The organism is Epibacterium sp. ABZ3_068, assembly GCF_056159265.1.
In genome coordinates this window covers 3,027,074-3,051,425 of record NZ_JBSWUV010000001.1, presented here as the reverse complement: position 1 = coordinate 3,051,425, position 24,352 = coordinate 3,027,074, and the positions used below count along the sequence as shown (strand labels likewise).

General features: G+C 55.7%; 26 protein-coding genes. 18 read left to right on the top strand and 8 right to left on the bottom strand.

From position 1 onward, the window contains the following. Positions 1-40: 40 nt before the first annotated feature. On the bottom strand, positions 41-1,090 hold the full coding sequence (locus ACXAEW_RS14625; protein ID WP_474942017.1) for a DUF6456 domain-containing protein: 1,050 nt from the start codon (positions 1,088-1,090) through the stop codon (positions 41-43). A 228-nt stretch (positions 1,091-1,318) separates the two neighbouring features. Between ACXAEW_RS14625 and ACXAEW_RS14620 the strand changes: the two genes are divergently transcribed. Next, positions 1,319-1,681 carry a DUF6477 family protein gene (locus ACXAEW_RS14620; RefSeq protein WP_474942016.1) on the top strand — a complete coding sequence of 121 codons (363 nt, stop codon included), beginning with the start codon at positions 1,319-1,321 and terminating at the stop codon, positions 1,679-1,681. Here ACXAEW_RS14620 and ACXAEW_RS14615 read toward each other — a convergent pair. Together ACXAEW_RS14615 and ACXAEW_RS14610 are read right to left on the bottom strand one after the other, a co-directional pair. Continuing rightward, positions 1,674-3,224, bottom strand: a complete 1,551-nt coding sequence (locus tag ACXAEW_RS14615; RefSeq protein WP_474942015.1) for a trimethylamine methyltransferase family protein — start codon at positions 3,222-3,224, stop codon at positions 1,674-1,676. The genes ACXAEW_RS14620 and ACXAEW_RS14615 overlap by 8 nt on opposite strands. A gap of 132 nt (positions 3,225-3,356) precedes the next feature. Beyond that, on the bottom strand, positions 3,357-4,157 hold the full coding sequence (locus tag ACXAEW_RS14610) for a GMP synthase (RefSeq protein ID WP_474942014.1): 801 nt from the start codon (positions 4,155-4,157) through the stop codon (positions 3,357-3,359). Between the two features lie 150 nt (positions 4,158-4,307). On the opposite strand from ACXAEW_RS14610, the gene guaA reads away from it, so the two are divergent. The 10 genes from guaA (at position 4,308) to ACXAEW_RS14560 (ending at position 14,095) form a co-directional block, all read left to right on the top strand. Continuing rightward, on the top strand, positions 4,308-5,867 hold the full coding sequence (guaA, locus tag ACXAEW_RS14605; RefSeq protein ID WP_474943041.1) for a glutamine-hydrolyzing GMP synthase: 1,560 nt from the start codon (positions 4,308-4,310) through the stop codon (positions 5,865-5,867). Continuing rightward, positions 5,858-6,514: a YdcF family protein gene (locus ACXAEW_RS14600; protein WP_474942013.1), complete on the top strand. Its 657-nt coding sequence runs from the start codon at positions 5,858-5,860 to the stop codon at positions 6,512-6,514. The genes guaA and ACXAEW_RS14600 overlap by 10 nt, the downstream gene beginning before the upstream one ends. Positions 6,515-6,518: 4 nt before the next feature. Further along, a complete protein-coding gene (locus ACXAEW_RS14595; RefSeq protein WP_474942012.1) occupies positions 6,519-6,800 on the top strand; it encodes a putative quinol monooxygenase in 282 nt (93 codons plus the stop codon). Between the two features lie 111 nt (positions 6,801-6,911). Further along, a complete protein-coding gene (locus tag ACXAEW_RS14590) occupies positions 6,912-8,414 on the top strand; it encodes a hypothetical protein (protein ID WP_474942011.1) in 1,503 nt (500 codons plus the stop codon). Positions 8,415-8,482: 68 nt separating this feature from the next. Then, positions 8,483-9,355: a DMT family transporter gene (locus tag ACXAEW_RS14585; RefSeq protein ID WP_474942010.1), complete on the top strand. Its 873-nt coding sequence runs from the start codon at positions 8,483-8,485 to the stop codon at positions 9,353-9,355. Between the two features lie 116 nt (positions 9,356-9,471). After that, entirely contained in the window at positions 9,472-10,578 is a 1,107-nt protein-coding gene (locus tag ACXAEW_RS14580; protein WP_474942009.1) for an OmpP1/FadL family transporter, read from the top strand. A gap of 107 nt (positions 10,579-10,685) precedes the next feature. Further along, entirely contained in the window at positions 10,686-11,549 is an 864-nt protein-coding gene (locus ACXAEW_RS14575; RefSeq protein ID WP_474942008.1) for an ATPase, read from the top strand. Between the two features lie 47 nt (positions 11,550-11,596). Then, positions 11,597-12,535 carry a homoserine O-acetyltransferase MetA gene (gene metA / locus ACXAEW_RS14570; protein WP_474942007.1) on the top strand — a complete coding sequence of 313 codons (939 nt, stop codon included), beginning with the start codon at positions 11,597-11,599 and terminating at the stop codon, positions 12,533-12,535. A gap of 80 nt (positions 12,536-12,615) precedes the next feature. Next, the gene (gene ppk2 / locus ACXAEW_RS14565) at positions 12,616-13,485 is read left to right on the top strand and encodes a polyphosphate kinase 2 (protein WP_474942006.1); all 870 of its coding nucleotides are present in this window, start codon (positions 12,616-12,618) and stop codon (positions 13,483-13,485) included. After that, positions 13,478-14,095, top strand: coding sequence for a TetR/AcrR family transcriptional regulator (locus ACXAEW_RS14560; RefSeq protein WP_474942005.1), 618 nt, complete (start codon positions 13,478-13,480; stop codon positions 14,093-14,095). Before ppk2 ends, ACXAEW_RS14560 begins: the two co-directional genes overlap by 8 nt. 130 nt (positions 14,096-14,225) lie before the next feature. Here the strand turns inward: ACXAEW_RS14560 and ACXAEW_RS14555 are convergent, their stop codons facing one another. From ACXAEW_RS14555 to rplM, 3 genes are all read right to left on the bottom strand, one after another. Then, complete coding sequence (locus ACXAEW_RS14555) at positions 14,226-15,035, bottom strand: class I SAM-dependent methyltransferase (RefSeq protein ID WP_474942004.1); 810 nt, start codon at positions 15,033-15,035, stop codon at positions 14,226-14,228. Positions 15,036-15,177: 142 nt separating this feature from the next. After that, the gene (gene rpsI / locus ACXAEW_RS14550; RefSeq protein WP_474942003.1) at positions 15,178-15,663 is read right to left on the bottom strand and encodes a 30S ribosomal protein S9; all 486 of its coding nucleotides are present in this window, start codon (positions 15,661-15,663) and stop codon (positions 15,178-15,180) included. A 5-nt stretch (positions 15,664-15,668) separates the two neighbouring features. Beyond that, positions 15,669-16,127: a 50S ribosomal protein L13 gene (gene rplM, locus ACXAEW_RS14545; RefSeq protein ID WP_474942002.1), complete on the bottom strand. Its 459-nt coding sequence runs from the start codon at positions 16,125-16,127 to the stop codon at positions 15,669-15,671. Between the two features lie 297 nt (positions 16,128-16,424). On the opposite strand from rplM, the gene ACXAEW_RS14540 reads away from it, so the two are divergent. Next, a complete protein-coding gene (locus tag ACXAEW_RS14540; RefSeq protein WP_474942001.1) occupies positions 16,425-17,003 on the top strand; it encodes a hypothetical protein in 579 nt (192 codons plus the stop codon). Between the two features lie 6 nt (positions 17,004-17,009). Here the strand turns inward: ACXAEW_RS14540 and ACXAEW_RS14535 are convergent, their stop codons facing one another. Beyond that, positions 17,010-18,413, bottom strand: coding sequence for an aminotransferase-like domain-containing protein (locus ACXAEW_RS14535; protein ID WP_474942000.1), 1,404 nt, complete (start codon positions 18,411-18,413; stop codon positions 17,010-17,012). Between the two features lie 95 nt (positions 18,414-18,508). Between ACXAEW_RS14535 and ACXAEW_RS14530 the strand changes: the two genes are divergently transcribed. The 4 genes from ACXAEW_RS14530 to gluQRS all read left to right on the top strand — a co-directional run bounded on the left by ACXAEW_RS14530 (position 18,509) and on the right by gluQRS (position 21,918). Then, positions 18,509-18,739: a DUF1127 domain-containing protein gene (locus ACXAEW_RS14530; RefSeq protein ID WP_474941999.1), complete on the top strand. Its 231-nt coding sequence runs from the start codon at positions 18,509-18,511 to the stop codon at positions 18,737-18,739. 192 nt (positions 18,740-18,931) lie between these two features. After that, positions 18,932-19,306: an adenosylmethionine decarboxylase gene (gene speD, locus ACXAEW_RS14525; protein WP_474941998.1), complete on the top strand. Its 375-nt coding sequence runs from the start codon at positions 18,932-18,934 to the stop codon at positions 19,304-19,306. Positions 19,307-19,719: 413 nt separating this feature from the next. Beyond that, on the top strand, positions 19,720-21,063 hold the full coding sequence (trmFO, locus tag ACXAEW_RS14520; protein WP_474941997.1) for a methylenetetrahydrofolate--tRNA-(uracil(54)-C(5))-methyltransferase (FADH(2)-oxidizing) TrmFO: 1,344 nt from the start codon (positions 19,720-19,722) through the stop codon (positions 21,061-21,063). Between the two features lie 15 nt (positions 21,064-21,078). Beyond that, the gene (gene gluQRS / locus ACXAEW_RS14515) at positions 21,079-21,918 is read left to right on the top strand and encodes a tRNA glutamyl-Q(34) synthetase GluQRS (RefSeq protein WP_474941996.1); all 840 of its coding nucleotides are present in this window, start codon (positions 21,079-21,081) and stop codon (positions 21,916-21,918) included. Between the two features lie 34 nt (positions 21,919-21,952). On the opposite strand, the gene hisI is transcribed toward gluQRS, so the two are convergent. Continuing rightward, positions 21,953-22,333 (bottom strand): phosphoribosyl-AMP cyclohydrolase, encoded by a 381-nt coding sequence (hisI, locus tag ACXAEW_RS14510; protein WP_474941995.1) that lies wholly within the window; start codon positions 22,331-22,333, stop codon positions 21,953-21,955. Between the two features lie 83 nt (positions 22,334-22,416). On the opposite strand from hisI, the gene ACXAEW_RS14505 reads away from it, so the two are divergent. Continuing rightward, the gene (locus ACXAEW_RS14505) at positions 22,417-22,869 is read left to right on the top strand and encodes an iron-sulfur cluster assembly scaffold protein (protein ID WP_474941994.1); all 453 of its coding nucleotides are present in this window, start codon (positions 22,417-22,419) and stop codon (positions 22,867-22,869) included. 58 nt (positions 22,870-22,927) lie between these two features. Next, a complete protein-coding gene (locus ACXAEW_RS14500) occupies positions 22,928-24,331 on the top strand; it encodes a methyl-accepting chemotaxis protein (RefSeq protein WP_474941993.1) in 1,404 nt (467 codons plus the stop codon). The last annotated feature ends 21 nt before the right edge of the window (positions 24,332-24,352 follow it).

The following is a 24,352-nucleotide window of genomic DNA, read 5'->3' as shown; positions in this document are numbered from 1 at the left end:
GCGCCCTTTCTTCCATAGGTGAACTATTCCCTATAACCCATTACCCAATCATCATTTCCTGTGTTTCTAGCGCGTCATAATGCGCCTTGAGCTGTTGCAGTGCGATACGCAGTACAATCTTGCCGGACCGCGCAGACCAGCCGAGCTGTTTTTCCGCAGCTTCCAGCCCCTCCAAATGACAACAGCAGCGGATTGCAATATCGCTGAGCCCCGGCCCAAGAGCCGCAAGCGCATCCATTGCGCGTTTGTTGGCATCCTCAGCCGGAGGGCGAAGACCAACCGGTGCGGGTTCGCAGCTGTCTGCAAATTGCTCGCGCGCCGCGGCCACATGTTCGCCGATCTGCGCCAGTTCAAAATCCTCACGCAACCGCTCTCCAGCCCGGACCAGATCCCCTGTCACAAAAGGCGTCCCATTCCGGTCGGTCAGCCGAGACAACATCGTCAGCGGCGTATCCGCGCTTTGAATCCGAGTGCGTCGCAGACGATCGCCCCCCACGGATGAAGCTGCCTGAAAATGGGCTGCAGCCTCTGCAAAGCCGCCTTCCAGTTCCAGTCGCGCCCGATTTTCCTGATCAGCCATCATCTGGGACAAAGCCGCGCGCCCCTGGTCGTTGATCTGATACCGCGAAATGCGTCCCACCTTTAGGCAGGACACCCATCCTCGCAGTGCAACTTCACCGGCGAGCACATTGGGAACGCTTATCTTCTCCCGGTCCCCGCAAACAATTACGGCCCGTTCCATCCCCTGTGCATAGGCCAGGACGGACTGGGCCGGATTAAGCCAGCCCAAAATTTGCAGCAGCTTATGTTTTGGCGCGCCCTGTTCGTCGGTCGCACAGTCGGCGAGCGGCAAAGATCCAGCGCTGTCTTTGGAGAAGTTTGTTTGCGACAAAAATTGCAAGATGATGTCAATCAGCGGATCATCCCGCATGATCTCTATCCGGCGCACCTGGCGCATGACCGTGGACGGGTGGCAGCCCGCGAAACGCGCAATCTGACGGATCGACCGCCCATTTTCCGTGTGCTCCAGATACCGCCGCGCGTCTTCTGGCACCCAACGTGGCACGCGGGTCACGTGTAATGTTTGCATTGATTTTGCCCCAGTTCTCTGTGTGTGATCTTCACCCCAATCCAAACGACAGCCCGTCGCCTCGCCCTGATTGCTTCGCCAAATGCCCGAAATCCGGCTCGGACTGACTGATTGTTTCTCCAATTTTATCAATCAAGACTAAAGGCAGCGCGCGCTCGCAGGCCACTCCCCGCAACACCTCGATAGGTTGTGATACCTTTTCATCGCTCATCGTTTAAGGAAACAGACATGCAAGATCTCACGTCGCGCCTCACAAGCCTTTCCCGCCCGCAGCTGATGATAGAAACAGCACGTCATGGACAGAAAAAATATATTCGAAACAAACATCTACACCGCGCGATAGGCCAGGCGCAGACACCGGGGATCGCAGCCGGTCTGGCCCGCCTTCTGGATTTGGAACATGAGATGAATCGTCGGCGCAAACAGCAAAACCCGGGCTACAGCCTTGTGCGCCACGTCGAATTACTCATTGCATTATTGTCGGAGTCCGAACTCTATTTGGCTGCTCAACATGCAAAAACGGGCGTCTCCCCGGTGAGGGAGCCGCCCGTTCAATCCTGTAACGCCCAGCGCGATGCCGAGCTTACATAAAGCTGTCCGGCATTGAGGCCTTCTTGGCCGCGACATAGTCTTCGAGCCTCTGTTTGATCTCCGGATCCAGCGTCGGTTCCTGATAGGTTGCAATCAGATGCTCTACCCGATTGGTCGCCAGCGTATAGGTGTCGCGTGCGCCCTCTTCTTCCCAGGTTTCAAAGGGCTTGTAGTCCAGCAAATCGGTTTTCCAGAAGGCCGTTTTGAAATTCCGCTGGGTATGCGCGCAGCCCAGATAATGCCCGCCCGGCCCCACTTCACGAATGGCGTCCATTGCCTGGGCGTTTTCATCCACCTCAATGCCTTTGGCCAAACCGTGAAGGGTACCCAGTTGATCGGCATCCATCACAAACTTTTCGAAATCGGCCACCAGACCACCTTCAAGCCAGCCACAGGAGTGCAACATAAAGTTCACGCCGGACAGAAGGCCCATATTGAGCGAATTCGCGGTTTCATAGGCAGCCTGCGCATCCGGCAGTTTCGAGCCGCAGAACGACCCCGCGGAGCGGTACGGCAGATTGAGGCGACGGGCCAGCTGCCCAGCGCCATAAGTCACCAGAGAGGCCTCTGGCGTGCCAAAGGTCGGCGCACCGGAGTTCATGTCGATCGAGGACACAAAGGCGCCAAAGATCACCGGCGCCCCCGGGCGCACCAGTTGGCTATAGGCGACACCGGCCAGAACTTCGGCCAGAACCTGCGTCAGCGTGCCCGCAACCGAGACAGGAGCCATAGCCCCGCCCACAATAAACGGAGAAATAATGCAGGCCTGGTTGTTCTTGGCATAGACTTCCAGCGCTCCCATCATCACATCGTCAAAGGTCAACGGCGAATTGATGTTGATGAGCGATGTCATCACGGTGTTTTCCTGCACGAACTCCTTGCCAAACAGGATCTCGCACATCTCCACACTGTCCTGTGCCCGACTGGGTTCCGTGACCGACCCCATAAAGGGTTTGTCCGACAGGGTCATATGCGCCAACATCATATCGAGGTGGCGTTTGTTCACAGGCACATCTGTTGGCTCACAGACCGTGCCGCCGGAATGGTGCAACCATTTCGACATATAGCCGAGCTTTACAAATTTCTGGAAATCCTCCAGCGTCGCATACCGGCGCCCGCCTTTGGCGTCGCGTACGAAGGGTGGACCATAGACCGGGGCCAGAACCAGATTGTTGCCACCGATGACCACGGATTTCTCCGGGTTGCGGGCATGTTGGGTAAACTGGCTCGGCGCGGTTTCGCAGAGTTTGCGCGCAAGCCCCCGTGGGATCCGAACACGCTCCCCTTCAATGGACGCGCCAGCCGCACGCCAGCGTTCCAGCGCCGCCGGGTTGTCGACAAAGTTGACACCGACCTCTTCCAGCACGGCTTCCGCGTTGGCTTCGATGACCTGAAGCGCTTCTTCGGTCAGAACCTCAAAGTTAGGCACCTTGCGTTCGATGTATTTTGCGGTTTCGATCTTGACCGCAGTACGTTCTGCGCGGCGGGCGGCCCCACCGCCCCCACGCGCCCGACGACGTGGTGCTCTTTCAGCTTCAGCCATGTGTTTATCCTCGGCACAGGTCTTGTGATTTGAAAGACACATACCGGACAGAGAGCTGGTGTCGCCGTTGGATTGCGTCGCATCGGGTTGAAAAGCGACATTTTGCGGCAGGAACAGATCAATTCAGGACCGTCAGTAGAGCTTGAAGCTCGCAACAAAGGGCAGATGGTCCGACACCTCATCCTTGAAATGCTCTCGTCCCATATTCATGGTCCAATGCATGGGAAACAGACGCAGGCTCCCGCGGACATAATCCGTTGCATAGGTGCGCGACACCGCAAACCCATCCAGCAAATTCGCCCGTCCTTTATCAAGGATATGGGAAAACCGGTCCTGCAGATCCCAGCAACTGACAAAATCCATCAGGTCATCTCCCCCCAGATGGTGGAAATTGCTGACGTCCTGTCCAGGGATCATGTTGAAATCCCCCATCAACAGGATTGTCTTGCGTTGGGTTCCCGGTGTTTGCCGCAATGTGGCGATATGCGCGCCAATGACCTTGCACTGGCTGTCACGCAGCTGCTGTTCACCCCGATCGCGCCCCGACTTCAAATGCACCCCGATCAGCCGGGCAGAGAATTTACCGCATTTGACATCCACCTCGATCGCCTTGCGCCCTCCGTCGTAATCGCCATTGGAACCCGGAATAAAGTTCGGATTCTCGACCGTGATCCCCTGTTTATGCAAAAAGCCGATGTGTAAATCGCCTTCCTGCTGCAAAATTGTGGCTTCGTAATTCAGTCCCATGGCCTGCAAACCCTCGGCCAGGCGATGGATGTAGGTCACCGGGTTCACCTCAACCAGCGTCACCAGTTCAGCATCCAACAAGGCAAGCCCCTCAACTTGCTTTTCAAATCGTTCCGTTGGTATCCCGCCAAATCCGGCAAGGTTCCATACGGCAATCCGCATCAATGCATGTTCAAAACTCGGCACGACAAGCCCCCCCCCAAACCAGAACAGTTTCAACCTAGCATATCAACTTAAAGGGGATTTGACGCCCATGTTGGCAGAGCCTTTCAGAAAATCCCCCGCATCATGTCCTTCACTCTTGCGAAAACCCTGTTTTCCGCCTATGGCCCAGCCATGACAGAGACATCCCATGACCGCCTTCTTATCATCGACTTTGGCAGCCAGGTAACGCAGCTGATTGCGCGTCGCTTGCGCGAGCTGAATGTCTATTGCGAAATTCATCCCTACCAGAATGTATCCATGGAATTTGTGCGTGATTTTGCGCCCAAAGCCGTGATCTTTTCTGGTGGGCCGGACAGTGTAACCCGCGAAGGGTCTCCTCGCGCGCCGCAGGAGATCTTTGATTATGGCGTGCCGATCCTTGGCATCTGCTATGGTCAGCAGACCATGATGACCCAGCTGGGTGGTAAGGTCGAAAGCGGCCATGGCACCGCTGAATTTGGCCGCGCCTATGTGACCCCGCAAAACAAGCTGGACATTCTGGATGGCTGGTTTGCGGAAGGTGACGAGCAGGTCTGGATGTCCCACGGCGACCACGTGTCAGACATTGCACCGGGGTTTGAGGTCTATGGCACCTCCCCCAATGCGCCCTTTGCAATCACCGCCGATGTCTCGCGCCACTTTTACGCTGTGCAGTTCCACCCGGAAGTGCATCACACCCCCAATGGCGCCAAGCTTTATGAGAACTTTGTCAAACTGGCAGGTTTCAAGGGCGACTGGACCATGGGCGCCTACCGCGAGCAGATGATCGAGAAGATCCGCGAGCAGGTTGGCGACAAAAAGGTGATCTGTGGCCTGTCGGGCGGCGTTGACAGTTCGGTGGCGGCTGTTCTGATCCATGAAGCGATCGGCGACCAGCTGACCTGTGTGTTTGTCGACCACGGCCTGTTGCGCAAAGGTGAGGCTGAGGAAGTCGTCACCATGTTCCGCGACAATTACAATATGCAGCTCATTCACGCCGACGAACAAGAGCTGTTCCTGGGTGAGCTGGACGGCCAGTCCGATCCCGAAACCAAGCGCAAGATCATCGGCAAGCTGTTCATCGACGTGTTCCAGAAACACGCCGACACCATCGAAGGTGCGGAATTCCTGGCACAGGGCACGCTTTACCCGGATGTGATCGAAAGCGTCTCCTTCTCTGGCGGCCCTTCGGTCACGATCAAATCGCACCACAATGTGGGCGGCCTGCCGGAAAAGATGGGTCTGAAACTGGTCGAGCCTCTGCGTGAGCTGTTCAAGGATGAGGTTCGCGCGCTCGGTCGCGAGTTGGGCCTCCCTTCGAGCTTTATCGGCCGCCACCCCTTCCCCGGACCGGGCCTTGCAATTCGTTGCCCCGGCGAGATCACCCGCGAAAAGCTGGAGATCCTGCGCGAGGCGGATGCTGTCTATATCGACCAGATCCGCAAGCACGGTCTCTATGATGAGATCTGGCAGGCTTTTGTGGCGATCCTTCCGGTGCGCACCGTGGGCGTGATGGGCGATGGCCGCACCTATGATTATGCCTGCGCCCTGCGCGCGGTGACATCCGTGGATGGGATGACTGCGGATTATTACCCTTTCACCCATGAGTTCCTGGGTGAAACCGCAACCCGGATCATCAACGAAGTCAAAGGCATCAACCGCTGCACCTATGACATCACCTCGAAACCTCCGGGAACAATCGAGTGGGAATAAGACGCCGCATAACGTGGCTTGCAAAGGCCGGGGTTCTCCTCGGCCTTTTGACCTATGGGGCTGTGATTACATGGACCTATCTCTGGCCCAGCCAACGGTTTGCGGATTTGCGCCCCGCCTCGGCGATTATCTGTTTGGCCGCAGGTTTGCGCCCCGATGGCAGCATGGGGCGCTATACTGAAGCGCGGGCGCGGCGCTGCATTGCAGCCTATAACGCGGGCCTTGCGCCAGTGTTGGCCTTCACCGGGGGAAATTCCACCCACCAAGCGCCGCCAACCGGTGAACAGATGGCTGAATTGGCGCGAGACCTAGGCGTCCCCGATCACGCGATTGTGGTGGAAAACGCCTCTGAATCAACGCTTCAAAACGCGCTGTTTACTTTGCCAAAACTTGCACAAACCCAGAACCTGATCCTGGTCACCGACAGTTTCCACCTGCCCCGCTCGGCTGTGTCGTTCTGGTGGGCGGGCGGAAGGGATCTCCAACTGTTGGCCGCAAACCCGGATTTGAAATTTGGCGAGGTGCGCCAGGCTTTGCTGATTGCGGAAACCGTTAAATTCTGGGCCAATGGTCTGCGCGCGCCCTTGTACTCGCTGGCAGGCTTCTTGGGCGTTCCGGCCTCAGCGCGCTATTGGATCGTGGAGTGAGTGTATGACGGTAGTTCTGACAGGTTACATCGACGTGCCCCTGGAACGTCTGGAGGCGGTGGAAGCCGCCCTGCAAGACCACCTCCGCCTGACCCGCGCGGAACCCGGATGCCTCAGTTTTCACGTCACCGCAAACCCGGATACCGCGGGACGTTTCGATGTCAAAGAAACATTCGTGGATCAAGCGGCCTTTGACCACCACCAGATGCGCACAAAAGCCTCGCCCTGGGCCGAGACAACCAAAGGCATGAAACGCAACTATTCCATTGAGACATCCGCCCCTTAGCGCCAGAATCGCAGGGTTTTGGAATGTGATTTTTACACCAATTTTAACTGAATAATCAGGAGTCAGCGCCTATACCCAAGACAAACCTATCTGTGCGTCTCGGAGTCTGACATGATCATTTGCCATCCGTTAAAGTTGATTTTTGTCAAACCGAAACAGGCAGGTGGCACGCCTTTTGAAATCGCCCTTTCAAAGTTTTGCGAAGCTGATTGCGTGATCACCCCGCTCTCACAGGAAGGCGAAAAAGTAAGACGTGAACTGGGGTACCCAAAGGCGCAAAATTTCACAGATCCCACATGGCCTGACGGATCAAAATCCTCAGGCGCATTTTATGACCACATCAATACCACCGATGCGCGCGATCTGATCCCGCAAGACATATGGGACACCTACACAAAAATCACAATTGTCCGAAATCCTTTCGACGTGCTGGTCTCACGGTATATCGGGGACAAGAAGACATTGAACCTGGCCACCGACTTTGGTCAGTACGCTCACATATATCGAAACGTTCTGCTGGAAAACGGTGACATCGCCCCCGTTGAGGGCGCTGATAAGCCCGATATTGTTCTTAGGTACGAGCATTTGGAAGAAGACGTAAACGGCCTTGGGATTGACGGGCTCTGGGATGTTCTTTGCAAGATCCAGGAAATCTCCCAGTGTTCCCCGGAAACAGCGGGTTCTGTTCGGGACATGTACCAAGACGCTCCGGAAGCCGCCGAAATTGTCTACGCACAATGCCGTCCTGAGATCGAGAGGTTCGGCTACTCTGCTCCGGTCATCGGTCGCGCATCAGAAACTGACGATCCGAATTCCGAAACTCCGGGTTTCATTTTCACATTGTCTTCGGGCCGCTCTGGAACATCCTGGCTTGCCAAGTTTCTTGGCGCAAATCTGAACATCAATTCTGTACACGAGCCTTTTGGGCTGGACGACTTTGGCACGCAGATGCCCGAAATCAGCGTTATGCGCAAATTCAACGAAGTCGGCATGGACCGTACTGTCCGGGAGTTCTGGAAAAACAAACTTTCGAAACTGAAAGCGCCATATGCCGAGAGCAATCACACGCTGTGCAAATGCGGGCTCGTTGAATCTCTTGCCAAAAGTGACATTGCTGATCGGACCAAGATAATCGTTCTGCGCCGTGATCTTGTCAAACAGTGTCTCAGCTACATAAACCGAAATGATTTCAACAACATCGGCCTGGTATGGCAGTTCTACCTGAGCCCGACGTATCGAAACCGCATTGTCGACAGCACCATGTTCCAGCCGATGGGCAAGATCGGGTACGCGCTTTGGTACTGTTTGGAAATGGAAGCGCGTCAGACCTATTACACGCTGAAATACGGCGACAGGCTCGACTTTATTGAAGCAAGGCTTGAGGATGTCACAAAACCGCAAGGGGCACAAAAGCTACTGGCGGCACTGGGGCACGATAAGCCTGCAATTCTGCCCGAGAAAGCAAACGCCAACAAAATGCAAAGCGACCCGAGGCTGGAAGCAGAAATCAGAACGTTTCTGACGAACCAAAACTTTAACCCACACGAAGTTGCAACGTCCTACATGGAGCAAGGTCGCCGCCTGGACCAACCTCCTTTGATACGTGCGGCTTAGCCGTCTTCCAAAAGCAGCTTGACCATTCGGTCAAATCAAGGCCTTTCTACTGCACAAAGGAGGCCCTGATGCAGCAGGTCAATCCAATTTTCAAAACCGTGGCCTGGATGACGGGCACCATTGTGTCCTTTTCTGTCATGGCAGTGGCCGGGCGGGAGATCAGCGGCGTGCATGACACGTTCGAGATCATGGCCTTTCGCAGTGTGGTCGGTTTTGCAATTGTGGTTCTGGCCCTGACCGTCACAGGGCAATGGGGAACAGTTTCCCGTCAGAACCTGCGCACCCATGGGATTCGCAACATTTGTCACTTTACGGGCCAGAACCTTTGGTTTTTTGCAATAGCCTGGGCCCCGCTGGCACAGGTCTTTGCGCTGGAGTTCACCTCCCCCCTTTGGGCGATCTTTCTGGCACCTTTGTTTCTGGGAGACAGGATTACGCGGGTACAGCTGACGGCCGCGCTGATCGGGTTCCTGGGCGTTCTGATGGTCACACGCCCCGGCATTGGAGAAATGTCCTGGGGCGTCCCCTTTGCGGCAGGTTCTGCGATCTTTTTTGCTCTGACCGGGCTTTTGACAAAACGGCTGACCCGTATTGAAAGCGTGGCGTCCATCATGTTCTGGTTAACACTGATGCAATTGATCCTTGGCGTTCTGAGCGCCGGGATCGACGCAGATGTGACCTGGCCCACACAGGATACCTGGTATTGGCTGGTGTTGATCGGTCTGGGCGGAGTGTGTGCGCATTTCTGTCTCTCAACTGCGCTGTCGCTCTCTCCAATTGTTGTGGTCATGCCGATTGATTTCACGCGCCTGCCCGCAATTGCCGTTATTGGCGCTCTCCTTTATGGGGAGCCCTTGGATTTCTGGATAATTTGCGGTGCAGCGGTGATTTTCTTGGGAAATTACGTGAATATCATGGCTTCCCAGCGCCAAAAGACGTAACGAAACATTTACATTTCAAGAATCTTTACCTTGGGTTAGCGTTGATCCTTGCGGATTTCGGACACTACCCTTGGCATGTGGCACCCCAAAGAGGGCGCCGCCTAGGGAGGGACAAAATGAACAAGATTATGCTCGGCGCGGTTGTGCCGACTCTGTTTTTACATCTCACATCCGGCGCTTCGGCTGGTGGTCTGGACCGCAGCGGTCAGCCGATTGGCATTCTGTTTGAGGAAGGCAACTATGTTGAGTTTGCCTTTGGCCGAACCGATCCAACCGGTCATGGTACGGATGCGGCATTTGGAACGGATACAGGCGACGTTCTGGGCGGGTTTAACCAGGCCGGCGCGGGTATCAAGCTGCAACTGACCGAAAAACTGTCAGCTGCGCTCATCTACGACAAACCCTGGGGCGCAAATACTGCCTTCCCGGGTGTTGTGGGCAACACCACGTCGATGTTGGGCGGCACGCGTGCCTTTGCGGAATCTGACGCGCTGACAGGGGTTCTGCGCTATAAATTCAACGAGAACTGGAGTGTCCACGGCGGCCTGCGGTATCAGGAAATTGCCGGAGAGATCACGCTCAGCGGTTTGGCCTATGGTCCGGTCAATGGCTATAATGTTTCGCTGGAACGCGATGGCGGAACCGGCTGGCTGGTCGGCGGCGCCTATGAGCGGCCGGAAATCGCGATGCGTCTGGCGGTGACCTATAATTCGGAAGTCGACCATAACTTCAGATCGCGGGAAAACATCGCCCCCGGTGCTGTCAGCGTGACCCAGGCGACCAAGGCCAGCTCGGTCAATGTTGACTTTCAGACCGGTATTGCGCCCAAAACTCTGTTGCTGGCCAATGTACGATGGGCGGACAACAGCGTAACGGATCTGGTGCCCGCGGCCCTTGGAGCGGATCTGATCAACCTGGATGATGCGGTCACCTATACTTTGGGGGTGGCACATCGGTTTAATGAAAACTGGGTGGGATCGCTGTCGTTTACCTATGATGACGTGCACGGAGACGACGTTGTCTCCCCTCTGTCGCCGGTGCATGGCTATCAGGCGATTACGCTTGGGGTCCGCTACGAGAAAGACAATATGCGCATCTCAGGCGGTATACGGTACACCAAACTGGGAGACGCATTCGCAGCCCCACGTGGCGGCACCGTACGCGCAAGTTTTGACGACAGCGATGCGATCAGCCTCGGGTTCAAGGTCGGCTTTTCCTTCTGATACCCCATCCGACGGGGCGTGATTTTGCACCATCGCGCCCCGCCAAGCATTGACCCGCAGCCGGACGCTGGATAGCTAGTTCTGAGATCAACAGGAACCGGACGTCAATGCTGTATCCAAATGCCCAAGCCTGGCGCGATGCGCCGCATAAACGGATTTTGTTTTTTGGTATGTCAGGTCTTGGCAAGACCTATATTTCCAACATCCTGCGAGGCGCGGGCAGCTGGTTCCACTATTCGGTCGATTACCGGATCGGAACGCGGTATATGGGCGAATTCATTGCGGATAATGCCAAGGCAGAAGCAATGAAAGTCCCCTTCCTGCGGGAGCTTTTACTGTCGGATTCGATCTATATCGGGTCCAATATAAGTTTTGAAAACCTGACACCTGTTGCGGCCTATCTGGGTAAGCCCGGCGACCCTGCAAAAGGGGGGCTGCCGATTGCGGAATACCGCAAGCGTCAGGAACAGTTCCGCCAGGCTGAGATCCGCGCGCTGATGGATACAGAGTATTTCATCAACCGCTCGCAAACCTTGTATGATTACCCGAATTTCATCTGTGACAGCGGCGGGTCGATTTGCGAATGGGTGAATCCCGAAGATCCCAAGGATCCGATCCTGTCCGAGCTGGTAAAACAGACGCTGATGATCTGGATCAAGGGAGATGACGCCCACACGGCAGAATTGGTGCGCCGCTTTGACCGCGCCCCCAAGCCGATGTCTTATCAGCCGGAGTTTCTGGAACGCTCCTGGTCCGCCTATCTGGAAGAAAAACACCTGCCCGAGGATGCGGTGAACCCGGATGACTTTATCCGCTGGACTTATGCGCAGGCTCTGGCACACCGTCAGCCGCGCTATGCTGCCATGGCCAGAAACTGGGGCGTAACCGTTACCGCAAATGAAATAAGTCAGGTAAAATCCGAAACTGATTTCGAAGGTTTGATCGCCAAAGCCCTTGAGGACCGTGGCTAGCCTTCCTATTTTCCGGTCTCCATTCGAATCCAAAGGACCGTGTCCCCATGCCCATCAAGATCCCATCCGATCTCCCCGCCTTTGACGTTCTGACGAACGAAGGCGTGATGGTCATGTCGCCCGATCAGGCGGCCCGGCAGGACATTCGCCCGATCAAAATCGCTCTTCTCAATCTGATGCCCAAGAAGATCCAGACGGAGAACCAGTTCGCCCGTCTGATCGGCGCAACTCCCTTGCAGATCGAGCTGTCGCTGATCCGCATGACCGAGCATAAGACAAAAAATACCGCAGCCGCCCATATGGCGGAGTTCTATCGCCCCTTTCAGGAGGTCAAGGACGAGAAGTTCGATGGGCTGATCATCACCGGCGCGCCGATTGAGCATATGCCCTTTGAAGATGTCACCTATTGGGATGAGCTGCGCGAGGTTTTTGACTGGACGCAGACCAATGTGCACTCCACTTTTGGTGTGTGCTGGGGCGGAATGGCGATGATCAATTACTTCCACGGAGTCAAAAAGCACCTGCTGGACGCAAAATATTTTGGCTGCTACCGCCATCAGAACATGCATCCGGCTTCGCCCTATTTACGTGGATTTTCAGACGATTGCACCATCCCCGTAAGCCGCTGGACCGAGATCCGCCAGGATGAGATAGACGCCCGTCCCGGCCTTAGGACCCTGTTGGGCAGTGCCGAAGTGGGCCCTTGTTTGGTCGAAGACCCGGCCCATCGTGCGCTCTATATCTTCAATCATTTTGAATACGACAGCGACACGTTGAAACAGGAATATGACCGAGACGTTGCTGGCGGTGCCGCGATTGACGTTCCAGTCAACTACTTCCCGGATGATGATCCCGCGCAAACGCCCAAGAACCGCTGGCGCAGCCATGCGCATCTTTTGTATGGCAACTGGATCAGTGAGATCTATCAGACCACGACATTTGATCTGTCCAAAATCGGCCAGGAAAGCACGGATCTGCGGGCGTAAACACCAGCCCTGATGCTGCGGGGTTTCCCTTCCTGCGCGGCTTGGTCTATGCTTGGGCCTTGAAAACAGGAGGTTTTACCATGTCCCTGCCGTTTGATGGTGCGATCAGCAACTACTACAAAAACGAAGCCCCCAAAGAGGTGCACAAGGCGATCAAAACGGCGGCAAAAGGAAAAATCCTGAACCCGTCATACCCCTATGATGAACGGATGCCCCGCAAAGCCTATGAAAAGGCGATTGAAGGCCTTCAGATCGAACTGGTCAAAATGCAGGCCTCGATCAAGGCGCGCGGGAAACGGGTTGCCATTGTGCTGGAAGGCCGTGACGCCGCCGGAAAAGGCGGTACAATCAAGCGATTTCGCGAAAACCTGAACCCTCGTGGGGCGCGGGTTGTGGCTCTGCCCAAACCGACGGATGCAGAAAAGACGCAATGGTATTTCCAACGCTACATCGCACATCTGCCGTCAGCCGGAGAAATTACATTTTTTGACCGCAGTTGGTACAATCGCGGCGTGGTCGAAAAAGTGTTTGGCTTTTGTACCGATCAGGAACGGGAGCGCTTTTTTCATCAGGTCCGCGGTTTTGAAGAGGCGCTGGTGGATGACGGGATCAAACTGTTCAAATTCTGGCTTAACGTTGGCCGCGCTGAACAGCTGCGTCGGTTCATGGACCGTGAAAACGATCTGCTGAAACAGTGGAAGCTCAGCCCCGTCGATGTAAACGGTCTGGCCAAGTGGGACGATTATACCAAAGCGATCCAAGAGACGCTGGACCGCAGCCATTCTTTGGTTGCGCCCTGGACGATTGTGCGATCAGACGACAAACGCCGTGCACGGCTGGCAGCGATCTGCACGGTGCTGGGCCAGGTGGAATATGACAACAAGAACGAAAGCGCACTGGGGTTTTGTGATGCGCTGATCTGTGGTGGGCCGGACCTCTGGGATGGCTAAACGCGGCTACCACCACGGCAATCTGCGCCAGGCGCTGGTGGAAGCGGCGTTGCAACTGGTTGAAATAAAAGGACCAACGGGGTTTACCCTTTCTGAAGCGGCCAAGCTAGCAGGGGTGACGCCGGCAGCCGTCTATCGCCATTTCGAGGGGCGAGAGGATCTGATTGCCGAGGCCGCGCGGCAGGGCTTTGCCATGTTTGCCGATCTGATGCAGCACGCTTATGACAAGTATCAACCCTCGGCGCTGGCTGCCTTCGAAGCGACGGGCCGCGCCTATCTGGCGTTTGCCCGCAAACATCCGGGTCACTATATTGCGATGTTTGAAAGCGGAATTTCCGTAAACCGCACGCCGGAACTGGCCGAGGCCGCAGCCCGTGCGCGGGCCATTCTGGAACGCGCGGCCACTGATCTGAGCCAGCATATCCCCGAAGACAAACGCCCGCCGGCTTCAATGTTTTCCGCACACATCATGGCCATGAGCCACGGTGTGGTAGAGCTTTATGCCCGTAACGCACCCGGCGCGAGCGCCCCTTTTGCACCCGAGGATCTGCTGGAAAGCGGGATCGGCATTTACCTGCGGGGCCTCGGGCTGATTGATCCGGACAGCTGACGTTACTTCTGTGCAATCTCACCCGCACAAAAGCGAAGCGGCACAGGCAATGCAAAGGTGGCGCGGATAAAACGCTGCCTAAGCAAAGGCGCAAGGCTCAAAGACCAAAAGAGCCCCGCCCCCAGTCAGATCAATCCGGGCAGCGTGCAAGAATTTCGATGCCCAGACGATAGCGCTTGCTGACATGCAGACCCACAAGTTCCAGACCCAGATCAACCAGCAGCCCTTCGAGATCAGAGCGGTTGAAATTGTGGCAATGCTCAAACTGTGCGTAATACGGATTTGCCCCGGCCGTGGTCAGCTCGCGCCAAAAGACGCTTTCGCGATTTGGTACAGAGATCATACAAATGCCACCGGGAGCCAGATGCGCGATTGCCGATTTTAAAAAGGATTTGGGGAATGGCACATGCTCAACGACATCCATCATGCTGATGACGTTGCACTTTTCGTCGAACTCTAGCTCATCAAGATCCTTGCAGTGCGCCTCGATACCAAAACTTTTGAGCCGCTCAACATTGTCCTCACGCAAATCCAGGCCAATCGGGTGAAAGCCAAGCTCCCCTGCCGCCATCAGCAGTGCGCCATTGCCAAAGCCAATATCAAGCCATTTCCCACCTTGCACATGGCGTCGCACATTTTCGACCATTTCGGCAGAGACAGCACGCGTGCCTTCGATATTGTTGCCCGCCTTTTGCTTGTCGCTGGTGCGCGTGGCAACCAGCGCGGCGGCTTCTTCGGTGAAATAACCTTCGGTAAACTCATGGCCGCAGCCAGTGCAGGCCACCCATGTCATAAGCGGGTTTAAATCGGGGTGATAGAGTGGGTGTTTGGAGCAATCCGCCGTGCCAATATTGGTCGCTTCTGTGCAACCACAAAGCGGGCAGGCCTCATAGGCGTGCCTATCCTTGGTCTCATGCGTATGTCTTACCGGGATATTCATACAAAAGCGTCCTATGTTCGAGTCTCCGGCAACACTGAACAAATTTCACTAAAATTCCTTGAACCGATTGTCACGGTTTGCGCAAAGGACAAAAGAAAAAGGGCCGCCCAAAGGCGACCCCATAATTCGTAACTGCCAGCGATTAACGCTTGGAGAACTGGAAGGAACGACGCGCTTTGCGGCGGCCGAATTTCTTACGTTCAACAACACGGCTGTCGCGGGTCAGGAAGCCAGCGGCTTTCAGTGCGCCACGCAGGGACGGTTCGTACAGTTGCAGAGCTTTGGAAATGCCGTGCTTGACCGCGCCCGCTTGGCCGGACAGACCGCCGCCTTTTACGGTTGCGTATACGTCAAACTCGCCTTCGACGCCAGCTACGCCAAACGGCTGACGCACGATCAGCTGCAGAACGGGGCGTGCAAAGTATTTGTTCATCTCTTTGCCGTTCACTTCGATCTTGCCGGAACCCGGCTTGATCCAAACACGGGCAACAGCGTCTTTACGCTTGCCGGTGGCGTAGGAACGACCCAGCTCGTCACGAACGGGCTCACGCGGGGCCAGCTCTTCGACGGTGGTTTCAACGCCTGCAACGGCGCTCAGCTCTTCGAGAGTAGTGATCTGATCAGCCATTGATATTAGCTCCGGGTGTTTTTCTTGTTCATGGACTTAACGTCCAGAACTTCGGGGCTCTGTGCTTCATGGCCGTGCTCAGTGCCGGCATAGATGCGCAGGTTGGTCATTTGCTTGCGGGACAGGCGGTTGCCTGGCAGCATGCGCTTAACCGCTTGGAACACAACGCGCTCCGGGTGATCACCTTCCAGGATTTCCTGTTTGGTGCGCGACTTGATGCCGCCCGGGTGGCCGGTGTGCCAGTAGAATTTCTCGTCGCGTTTCTTGCCGGTCATTTGAACTTTGTCGGCATTGATCACGATGACATTGTCGCCCATATCCATGTTCGGAGTGAAGGACGGTTTGTGCTTGCCACGCAGACGCATGGCGACGATCGATGCAAGACGGCCCAGCACCACGCCTTCGGCGTCGATGATGATCCACTTCTTGTCGATGTCTGCCGGAGTAGCAGAGAAGGTTTTCATATCAGGTCAATCCTGTTGTTCGTGAAGGCCAACAGACATAAGGCTGCGACCTGAATTCGATGGAGGGGGTTTAAGGGTATCCCGCGCAGTGGTCAACACGCAAAAACATGTTTTAATTGTTGTTTTTCAATGTGTTAAAAAATAGGTATTATTATACCCCATTATGGCAGGCTCAATTGTGAGGTTTTGGCCCCTGTTGCCCCCCAGGCGGCGCTTCATCGTGCAGCTCGGGCGTAAATCCGCTTGCCCGGTGCTGATGCCAAATGTATCAAACCGGCATAAATGCGGAGAACTCACGTGTCCTATCCCAAAATTGCCGCAGTGCTTGCTGTGAGCGCAGTTGCCGCATGTAACCCCGTTGCGCCAACAACTTCTCCGCCCGTCACGGTGGCGATCAAGAACCCGGACATCAACAACAAGCGGATCACCGGGTTTCAGGAAGTCACAATCCGTTCCTACGTGCCGGGGGTTGGGGTGGAACAGTTCGACCGGGCGCTTGGTCCTTCTCCGGATGAGCGAGAAGAAATCGAAAATGCCAAATGTGTCATAGAGACGGCAGAGTTCATTCTGACATTCACCACGCCACGCACGCTGGCCCTGCCCAAATTCACCTCCCGCCCCACACGGGGAACACTCAAATGTGTGCGGGACAATCTGGAAGGCGGCGTTGGAATTTCGCCGGTGCCCAATACGCCCGTGTTTGGAACCGCGACCCCCACAGGCATTCTTGTGGCGGCATTGACTGCAAGCATTGCCGCCAATCGCGATGTCTGGGTCTATTCGATCCCGCAGGTCACATTGTACCCCGCCGAGGCTTTGCCCAGTGAACCGGAAGCAGAGGCCGCACAGGGTGCCTCTGGAGCGGATCACCCGTGACTTGCCTTATCCGCTGATCTGTTCGGGCGGATTGTCCAACAGGATACACAGGCGGCGCATTGCGTCTTCGAATTTACCAATGGACACATGGGCGTTGACCGCAATGCGCACCGCATGAGGCGCACGCCCATCCCGCAGAGCAAACTCGTCTGCGGAGCGGATCTGGATGCCTTCCGCCTCTGCAGCACGTGTAAAGGGTCCGGCCCGCCAACCCACCGGCAAACGCAACCAGATAAAGGGCACATCCGGGCTCCAATTGATGTCAAACCCGCCAATGGCGTTGACAGCCACCCGCACGTAACGGCTCATCTCTTTGCGCACGTCCTGCATCAGGCGCGGCGTACGGGGGTCGGTCAGCAAGAGACGGGTCAACTCCGCCGTATGCTGCCCCACACCAAAGAAACTGTACTCCGCAGCACGGCGCAGCACATTCACTCCTCCCTGTGGAGCCACCGCAAAGCCCACGCGGATGGCCGGGGTCAGAAGTTTCGACAGCGAGGTCACATACCAGGCCAGCTCCGGTGCCAGTGACCGGTAGCTTGGTGCCTGTGCTTCGCCCAGCCTGTAACAATCATCTTCGATGATCTGTACATTGTGTCGCCGCGCGACCTCTACAATTTCGAGCCTGCGTTCCAACGGGGTAAACAAACCAGTCGGATTGTGCACTTCCGGGCTGGTACAAAGCACAGTCGCGCCGGTTTTTCGGATCATCAACTCCAGAATATCCGGTCGAAGCCCATGTTCATCCATCGCAACACCAACGACATTGGCCCGCAGCATGTCCGCAGCCCGGCGAAATCCGGCATAGGCCAGCTCTTCCACCATAATCACAGGGTTTGGTCCCCGCAGGCAGGCCTGCAATGTGATCATCAATCCGTTTTGTCCCCCATGGGTCAATACAATATCCTGCTCCCGTACCGGACCAATTGGCGCTTTGGAAATCCACTGCGCCACGGCCTCGCGCACTGGTTCATAAGCGTCGCGGGTCGGGTAGTTCAGCAACGTGTGCGGGTCGCATTCCGCAATCTTGCGCAGGGCTTCGCGAATGGCCGCCACCTGCCCCATATCCGCGATCCGCGGGCTGAAGAGACTTACGTGTTTCGGGTCCTTGGATTCAAACAGATGTAACTGCCGAGACCAGACATCATCCTGAACCGGCGACATTTTTTCTGCAACAAATGTGCCGCGGCCGACTTCGGCGTTCAGAATTCCCTCGTCGGTCAGCACGCTGTAGGCGCGCGCCACCGTGCCGGGTGTTATCGACAGCTGATAGGCCAATTCACGCACCGGCGGAAGTTTGGTTCCCACCTTGAGCGTCCCAGCTTCAATCGCGCCGCGAATGGTTTCGGCAACTCTCCGGTACTTGGGGCCGGATTTTGTACCGAGATCGGCGCTCCACATTGTACCCATAACAATCCTTCCTTGGACTTTGGCACAACATATAATGTACCCAACACTTCGCATAAAAGTGCAAAATTGTAATGGTACAATTGGAGTAACAAACCATGACCTATATAGCAAGACATCATCCGCAGATCGCCTATCTTTTGGAACGCCCCGCGCTGCCCATGCTGGCTCAGATCGCGATCGTTTTTGCCGTCGTGGTCACGAAATGGGGCATCCGCCGTCGCACGCGGCGACAGCTTGCCAAGCTAGATGCGCATCTCCTCAAAGATATTGGCTTAAATCAAAGCCAGGCACAGCACGAAAGCACTCTTCCGTTCTGGCACCCCTGATCCCCAGGCGCCAGAACCACCTGTAAAGGCCGGACTTGCTCCGGCCTCTTTTTTTGCACCGCGTCAAGGATTGGCACAAATCACTGCATAAAAATGGTACAATCAAAGGATCAAAACGCATTGAACCCCCTGAAGGCACGCCCTATCTTGCGCCACGCCGGCTGAGTGTTCGGACCAATACCGATAGGACCCATGACCGCCATTACATCCTCGCCGATCTCCCCCTCCACCGAAGGGCTTCATCTTATTGTAGATGTACGCCACGCGCAGGGGTTGAACGATCCGGAACGACTGCGACGCGCCTTTCATAAAATCGTCGAAGTCTGCGGCGCGACATTGCTGCAATGCCACGTGCATCCTTTCACGCCCCAGGGGCTGTCAGGCGTCGCTCTTCTGGCCGAAAGCCATATCTCCGCACATACTTGGCCTGAACTGGACTATGGCGCGTTTGATGTCTTTATGTGCGGAAAGGCAGACCCTTGGGCCGCGATACCGGTATTGAAATCAATCTATGAGACCGACGCCGTATCGGTTCAGGCCATTCGCCGCTCGGCAACAGGTGATTGACAACAAACGTATTTTTCATATTGCGCGCATATTTTTACGCTACAAAAAGACATTTCATTTAAAATTTTAGTCTTTGTTTACCATTTCGCGCGCATTGTTTCCGTAGTCGCCCTTTCAATTGGGGCAGCAATATGGCAAAGATCGGGCACAGGCTGGAAACATCCTGTCACGATTTGGGCCGCGCCTGCGGAAGGTTCCTCCAACCGGACCTCTCACTCCGGGTTAACATTCCCGCAGCGCGGCCCCAAAATCCCCCCAACTGTGCAAAACACCATATCTACCGCTGTTTCAGACAGTTTTACCCTTGTCGTTCTGCAATTTGACGCCCGCTTTGGAACAGGCGTTCCCTGATACGACCTATTTTCCCACAGCACCCGTTGCGCATTTTACCCCCCTGCCCTATGTGGCGTCTTATGACACAGAAATTGCATATTGTTGGCGGCGGGATGGCCGGGTCCGAGGCTGCCTGGCAGGCGGCGCATATGGGCGTTGAGGTGGTTCTGCACGAGATGCGGCCCAAGGTAGAGACCTTTGCCCACCAGACCGGCAACCTGGGAGAGATGGTATGTTCCAACTCTTTCCGGTCAGATGATGATGAGCAGAACGCCGTGGGCCTCCTGCATTGGGAAATGCGCCAGGCCAACGGGCTGATCATGACTACGGCCGATCAACACCGCCTGCCCGCAGGGGGCGCATTGGCCGTGGATCGCGATCCCTTTGCAGAGGCCGTGACGGCCAAACTGAAGGCTTTGCCCAATGTTAGTGTCTCATATGAGGAAGTCACCACGCTTCCACAGGACGGCCACTGGATCTTTGCAACTGGGCCATTGACCTCACCAGCCCTGGGCGAAGCGATCCAGAGAGAAACCGGAGCCGAGGCGCTGGCGTTTTTTGATGCGATCGCTCCGATTGTCTATGCCGAGAGCATCGACATGTCTCAGGCCTGGATGCAGTCGCGTTATGACAAAGGCGAGACCGAAGAAGAGCGCACCGCCTATCTGAACTGTCCGATGAACAAGGATCAGTATGAGGCCTTTATCGACGCGCTTCTGGCTGCTGATAAGACAGAATTTCACGAGGGCGAAACCGCCGGGTATTTTGACGGCTGCCTGCCGATCGAAGTGATGGCGGAACGCGGGCGCGAAACCCTGCGCCATGGGCCGATGAAGCCCGTTGGCCTGACCAACCCGCACAAGCCCGAAGAAAAGGCCCACGCGGTGGTGCAGCTGCGTCGCGACAATGCGCTGGGGACCTTGTTCAATATTGTCGGCTTTCAGACTAAGATGAAGTACGGCGCGCAAACCGATGTTTTCCGTATGATTCCCGGGCTTGAAAACGCAAGTTTTGCGCGCCTTGGCGGCATTCATCGCAACACTTTCCTGAATTCGCCAACCTTGCTGGATTCGCAGATGCGATTGAAATCCAAACCACACCTTCGATTTGCCGGACAGATCACCGGGGTTGAAGGTTATGTGGAAAGTGCCGCAATGGGGCTGCTGGCTGGCCGACTGGCTGCGGCTGAAATCCTGGGCCGTAGCCTAAGCGACGTGCCTCAGGACAGCGCAATGGGTGCTCTGATCCACCACATCACCGGGGGAGCTGAGGCCAAGACGTTCCAGCCGATGAATGTGAACTTTGGCCTGTTCCGTCCGGTTGACGGACTGAAAGGCGGCCGTCGCGGGCGCAAGGACCGGTACAAAGCCTATACCGACCGGGCGAAATCCGCCTGGACGGACTGGTTGAAACAATTCGCGTAAGAAACTGGAGGTGCAATGTTTTTTCGAACTCGATTTGCGCCTTCGCCTACGGGTCCTTTACATTTGGGTCATGCTTATTCTGCGCTTCTGGCCCATGATATGGCACGCGCGACGGGGGGTGAATTCCTGCTGCGGATGGAGGACACCGACCTTCAGCGCGCAAAACCCGAATGGGACGCGGCCGTCATTGATGATCTGACCTGGCTGGGCATCCGTTGGGATGGACCTGTTCTGCGTCAATCCCAACAATTGGACGGCTATAACAAGCACCTGGAAACTCTTGAAAGCATGGATCTTTTATATCCTTGCTCCTGCAGCCGCGCAGATATACGCGCAGCGCTGGCCGCGCCGCAGGAAGGGGTATCTCATGAGGTTTATCCCGGCACCTGCAAACCGCGCCCGATGGCGGATCGCAAACCCGGTGATGCGCTGCGGTTACATCTGGATCGTGCGTTGGCGCTGCTGGACAACCAAAGCGTGACCTTTGAAGAAACCGGGGAACGGCATCGGGGCGTACACAAGCTCGACCCGGACCAAGCCGCATGTGAAATTGGTGACGTGGTTTTGTCGCGCAAGGGCGAGGACATAATTGCCTACTTCCTGGCCTCGGCACTGGACGACGTGCAGCAGAGCATATCGGATGTGGTGCGCGGCGAGGATCTGTTTGGGTTCACCCAGATCCAAGTCTTGCTGCTTACCCTACTTGGGCTGCCCATCCCACGATACCATCACCATCAGCTGATCCGTGATGACGACGGGAAACGGCTGGCCAAACGCGATGATGCCCGCGCAATTTCGAAGTACCGGGCCGAAGGCGCCACGCCAGAGGATATCCGGCGCATGATCGGCCTTTGACCCGAAACCCGAATGCATGTCCTGGAACGCGGTGTTACACGATCATTGGCTTCATCAGTTCCTGCTCTTCCCCGTCGCGCACCGCCGTATAAAAGCAGCTTCGCCGGTTGGTATGGCAGGCCGGCCCCTTTTGACGGACCAGCACAAGCAGGCAGTCCCGATCGCAATCGAGTCGAAAATCCACCAGTTCCTGCGTGTGGCCCGAGCTTTCGCCCTTGACCCAGAAGCTTTGACGCGAGCGCGACCAATAGGTCACCGTGCGCGTTTCGAATGTACGCATGACGCTCTCGGCGTTCATCCATGCCATCATCAGAATTTCGCCGCTGGCTTCGTCCTGCGCGATGCAGGGGATCAGGCCCGCTTCGTTGTAGCGCAATGTGTTTGGATCAAAGGACATGTTAAAAACCTTTTGCATCTGCGGGTTGGGCACCTATGTAAGAGAAACCAAACGGCAGGGAAAGGCCTCAGACTGGCCAATCCGGAAGGCACGAGAGACGTATGACCCGAGAGACCGACCTAATCAAACTCTACTCGCAACGCATTCTGGAGCTTGCTGCAGATATTCCGAATCTGGAACGGTTGGAAAATCCGGACGCCACGGCCAAGAAACGCTCGCCTTTGTGCGGGTCGACGGTGACTGTGGATCTGGCTATAGACCAAGGTCGTATAACCAATTTTGGCCAGGATGTGAAAGCCTGCGCACTGGGCCAGGCAGCTGCCGCTGTATTGGGAGACGTGGTCATAGGGCGCAGCTATGAGGAGCTGGAAAAAGCCCGTAACCAATTAAAAGACATGCTAACTTCGGATGGCCCCATCCCGGATGCACCGTTTGATGGTTTTGAGGTCCTGATCCCCGCTCGGGAATTTAAGAACCGTCACGCGTCCATAATGCTGGCGTTAGACGCGACTTTGGTCGCAATGAACGAATATTATGTTACCTCTCAAATTTAGGATATATTAATTCGCCATCACCACCTTGGGTCAAAATCCGGTTAAAGTGGTGCGAATAATGCGAGACCTAGACACTTATTATTCAGATCTGCCCGTTGCAGAACTGACCGCCCTTGCGCGTACAGCGTCGCAATTGGGGTTCGAGATTGTGGATATCGCCGGTTTTCTGGACTTGGTCGACACACATTCGCAGGAACAACGTACAGCCGTCACGCATTTGACGCAGAGCACGGATCTGGTCAACAATGCAAACGTACAAGTCATCGATCTGATCCGCAACATGTCCGCCACAGCGGAAGAAACACTGGAAAGTGTCAGCACTTCTGTAGCCAGCGTGCGCGAAAATGGGGAACGCAGCCAACAAATCGCCGAATGGGTTCAGGAGCTTAACGAGCGCACAAGCCGGATCGAGGAGACCGTTCAGGCCATGCGTCAGGACAACTCCAAAATCACCTCCATTGCAAGCCAGGTGAATATCCTGGCGATCAATGCCAAAATCGAAGCCGGGCGCGCAGGCGCTGCCGGGCGCGGTTTTGCAGTTGTGGCAGAGGCAATCAACGATCTGTCAAAACGCACACAAAAAGCCGCTGCCGATATCAACACCAATATTGAATCACTCGGCGACTGGCTGCAATCGCTCAGCGCTGAGGCCGAGGTGATCTCTACCTCAGCGTCTCAGGTGCTGTCAGAGGCGCAAACCATCGATAAATCGCTCAGCGAAATCGAAAACAATGCGCAAAGCGTTCAGAACCAAAGCACAAAAGTCGCTCAAGAAAGTGAGACTGCGCAGACGGCTTTGCAGGAGTTCAAAGGTGGTCTCGCGCAGATTGATTCAACATCAGCCAAAGCGGTTGAGGGGATCCGAACCTCTCGTGACCGGATTGAGAATTTGATCAATGCGTCGGAAAGCTTGGTACAGGGAACCGTCGCACTGGGCGGGCAATCGGACGATGCGCAGTTCATCGACTTTGTCAAAGCGACCTCGAAGGAAATCGGGAAACTGTTCGAAAACGCCTTGGCAACGCATGAGATCAGCGAAGGGGCGCTGTTTGATCGTCTCTACCAGCCAATTCCAAACACGGACCCACAACAGGTCATGGCAGGCTGCACACCGTTGACGGATAAGCTGTTGCCACCGCTGACAGAAGCCGCCCTGGACCTGGATGAGCGCGTGGTGTTCTGTGCTGCCGTGGATGTGAATGGCTATCTTCCGACACATAACAAAAAGTTCTCACAGCCGCAAAGCGATGATCCGGTCTGGAATATGGCCAACTGCCGCAACCGCCGGATCTTTGACGACCGCGTGGGGCTGAAAGCCGGGCGGAATCTGACCCCCTTCCTGATGCAGGTCTATCGCCGCGATATGGGCGGCGGAGAATTTGTGATGATGAAAGACCTCTCTGCCCCGATCTATGTGAATGAACGCCATTGGGGCGGGCTACGCTTGGCGTTCAAAATCTAAAAAGCCGCCGCAACCCGAATT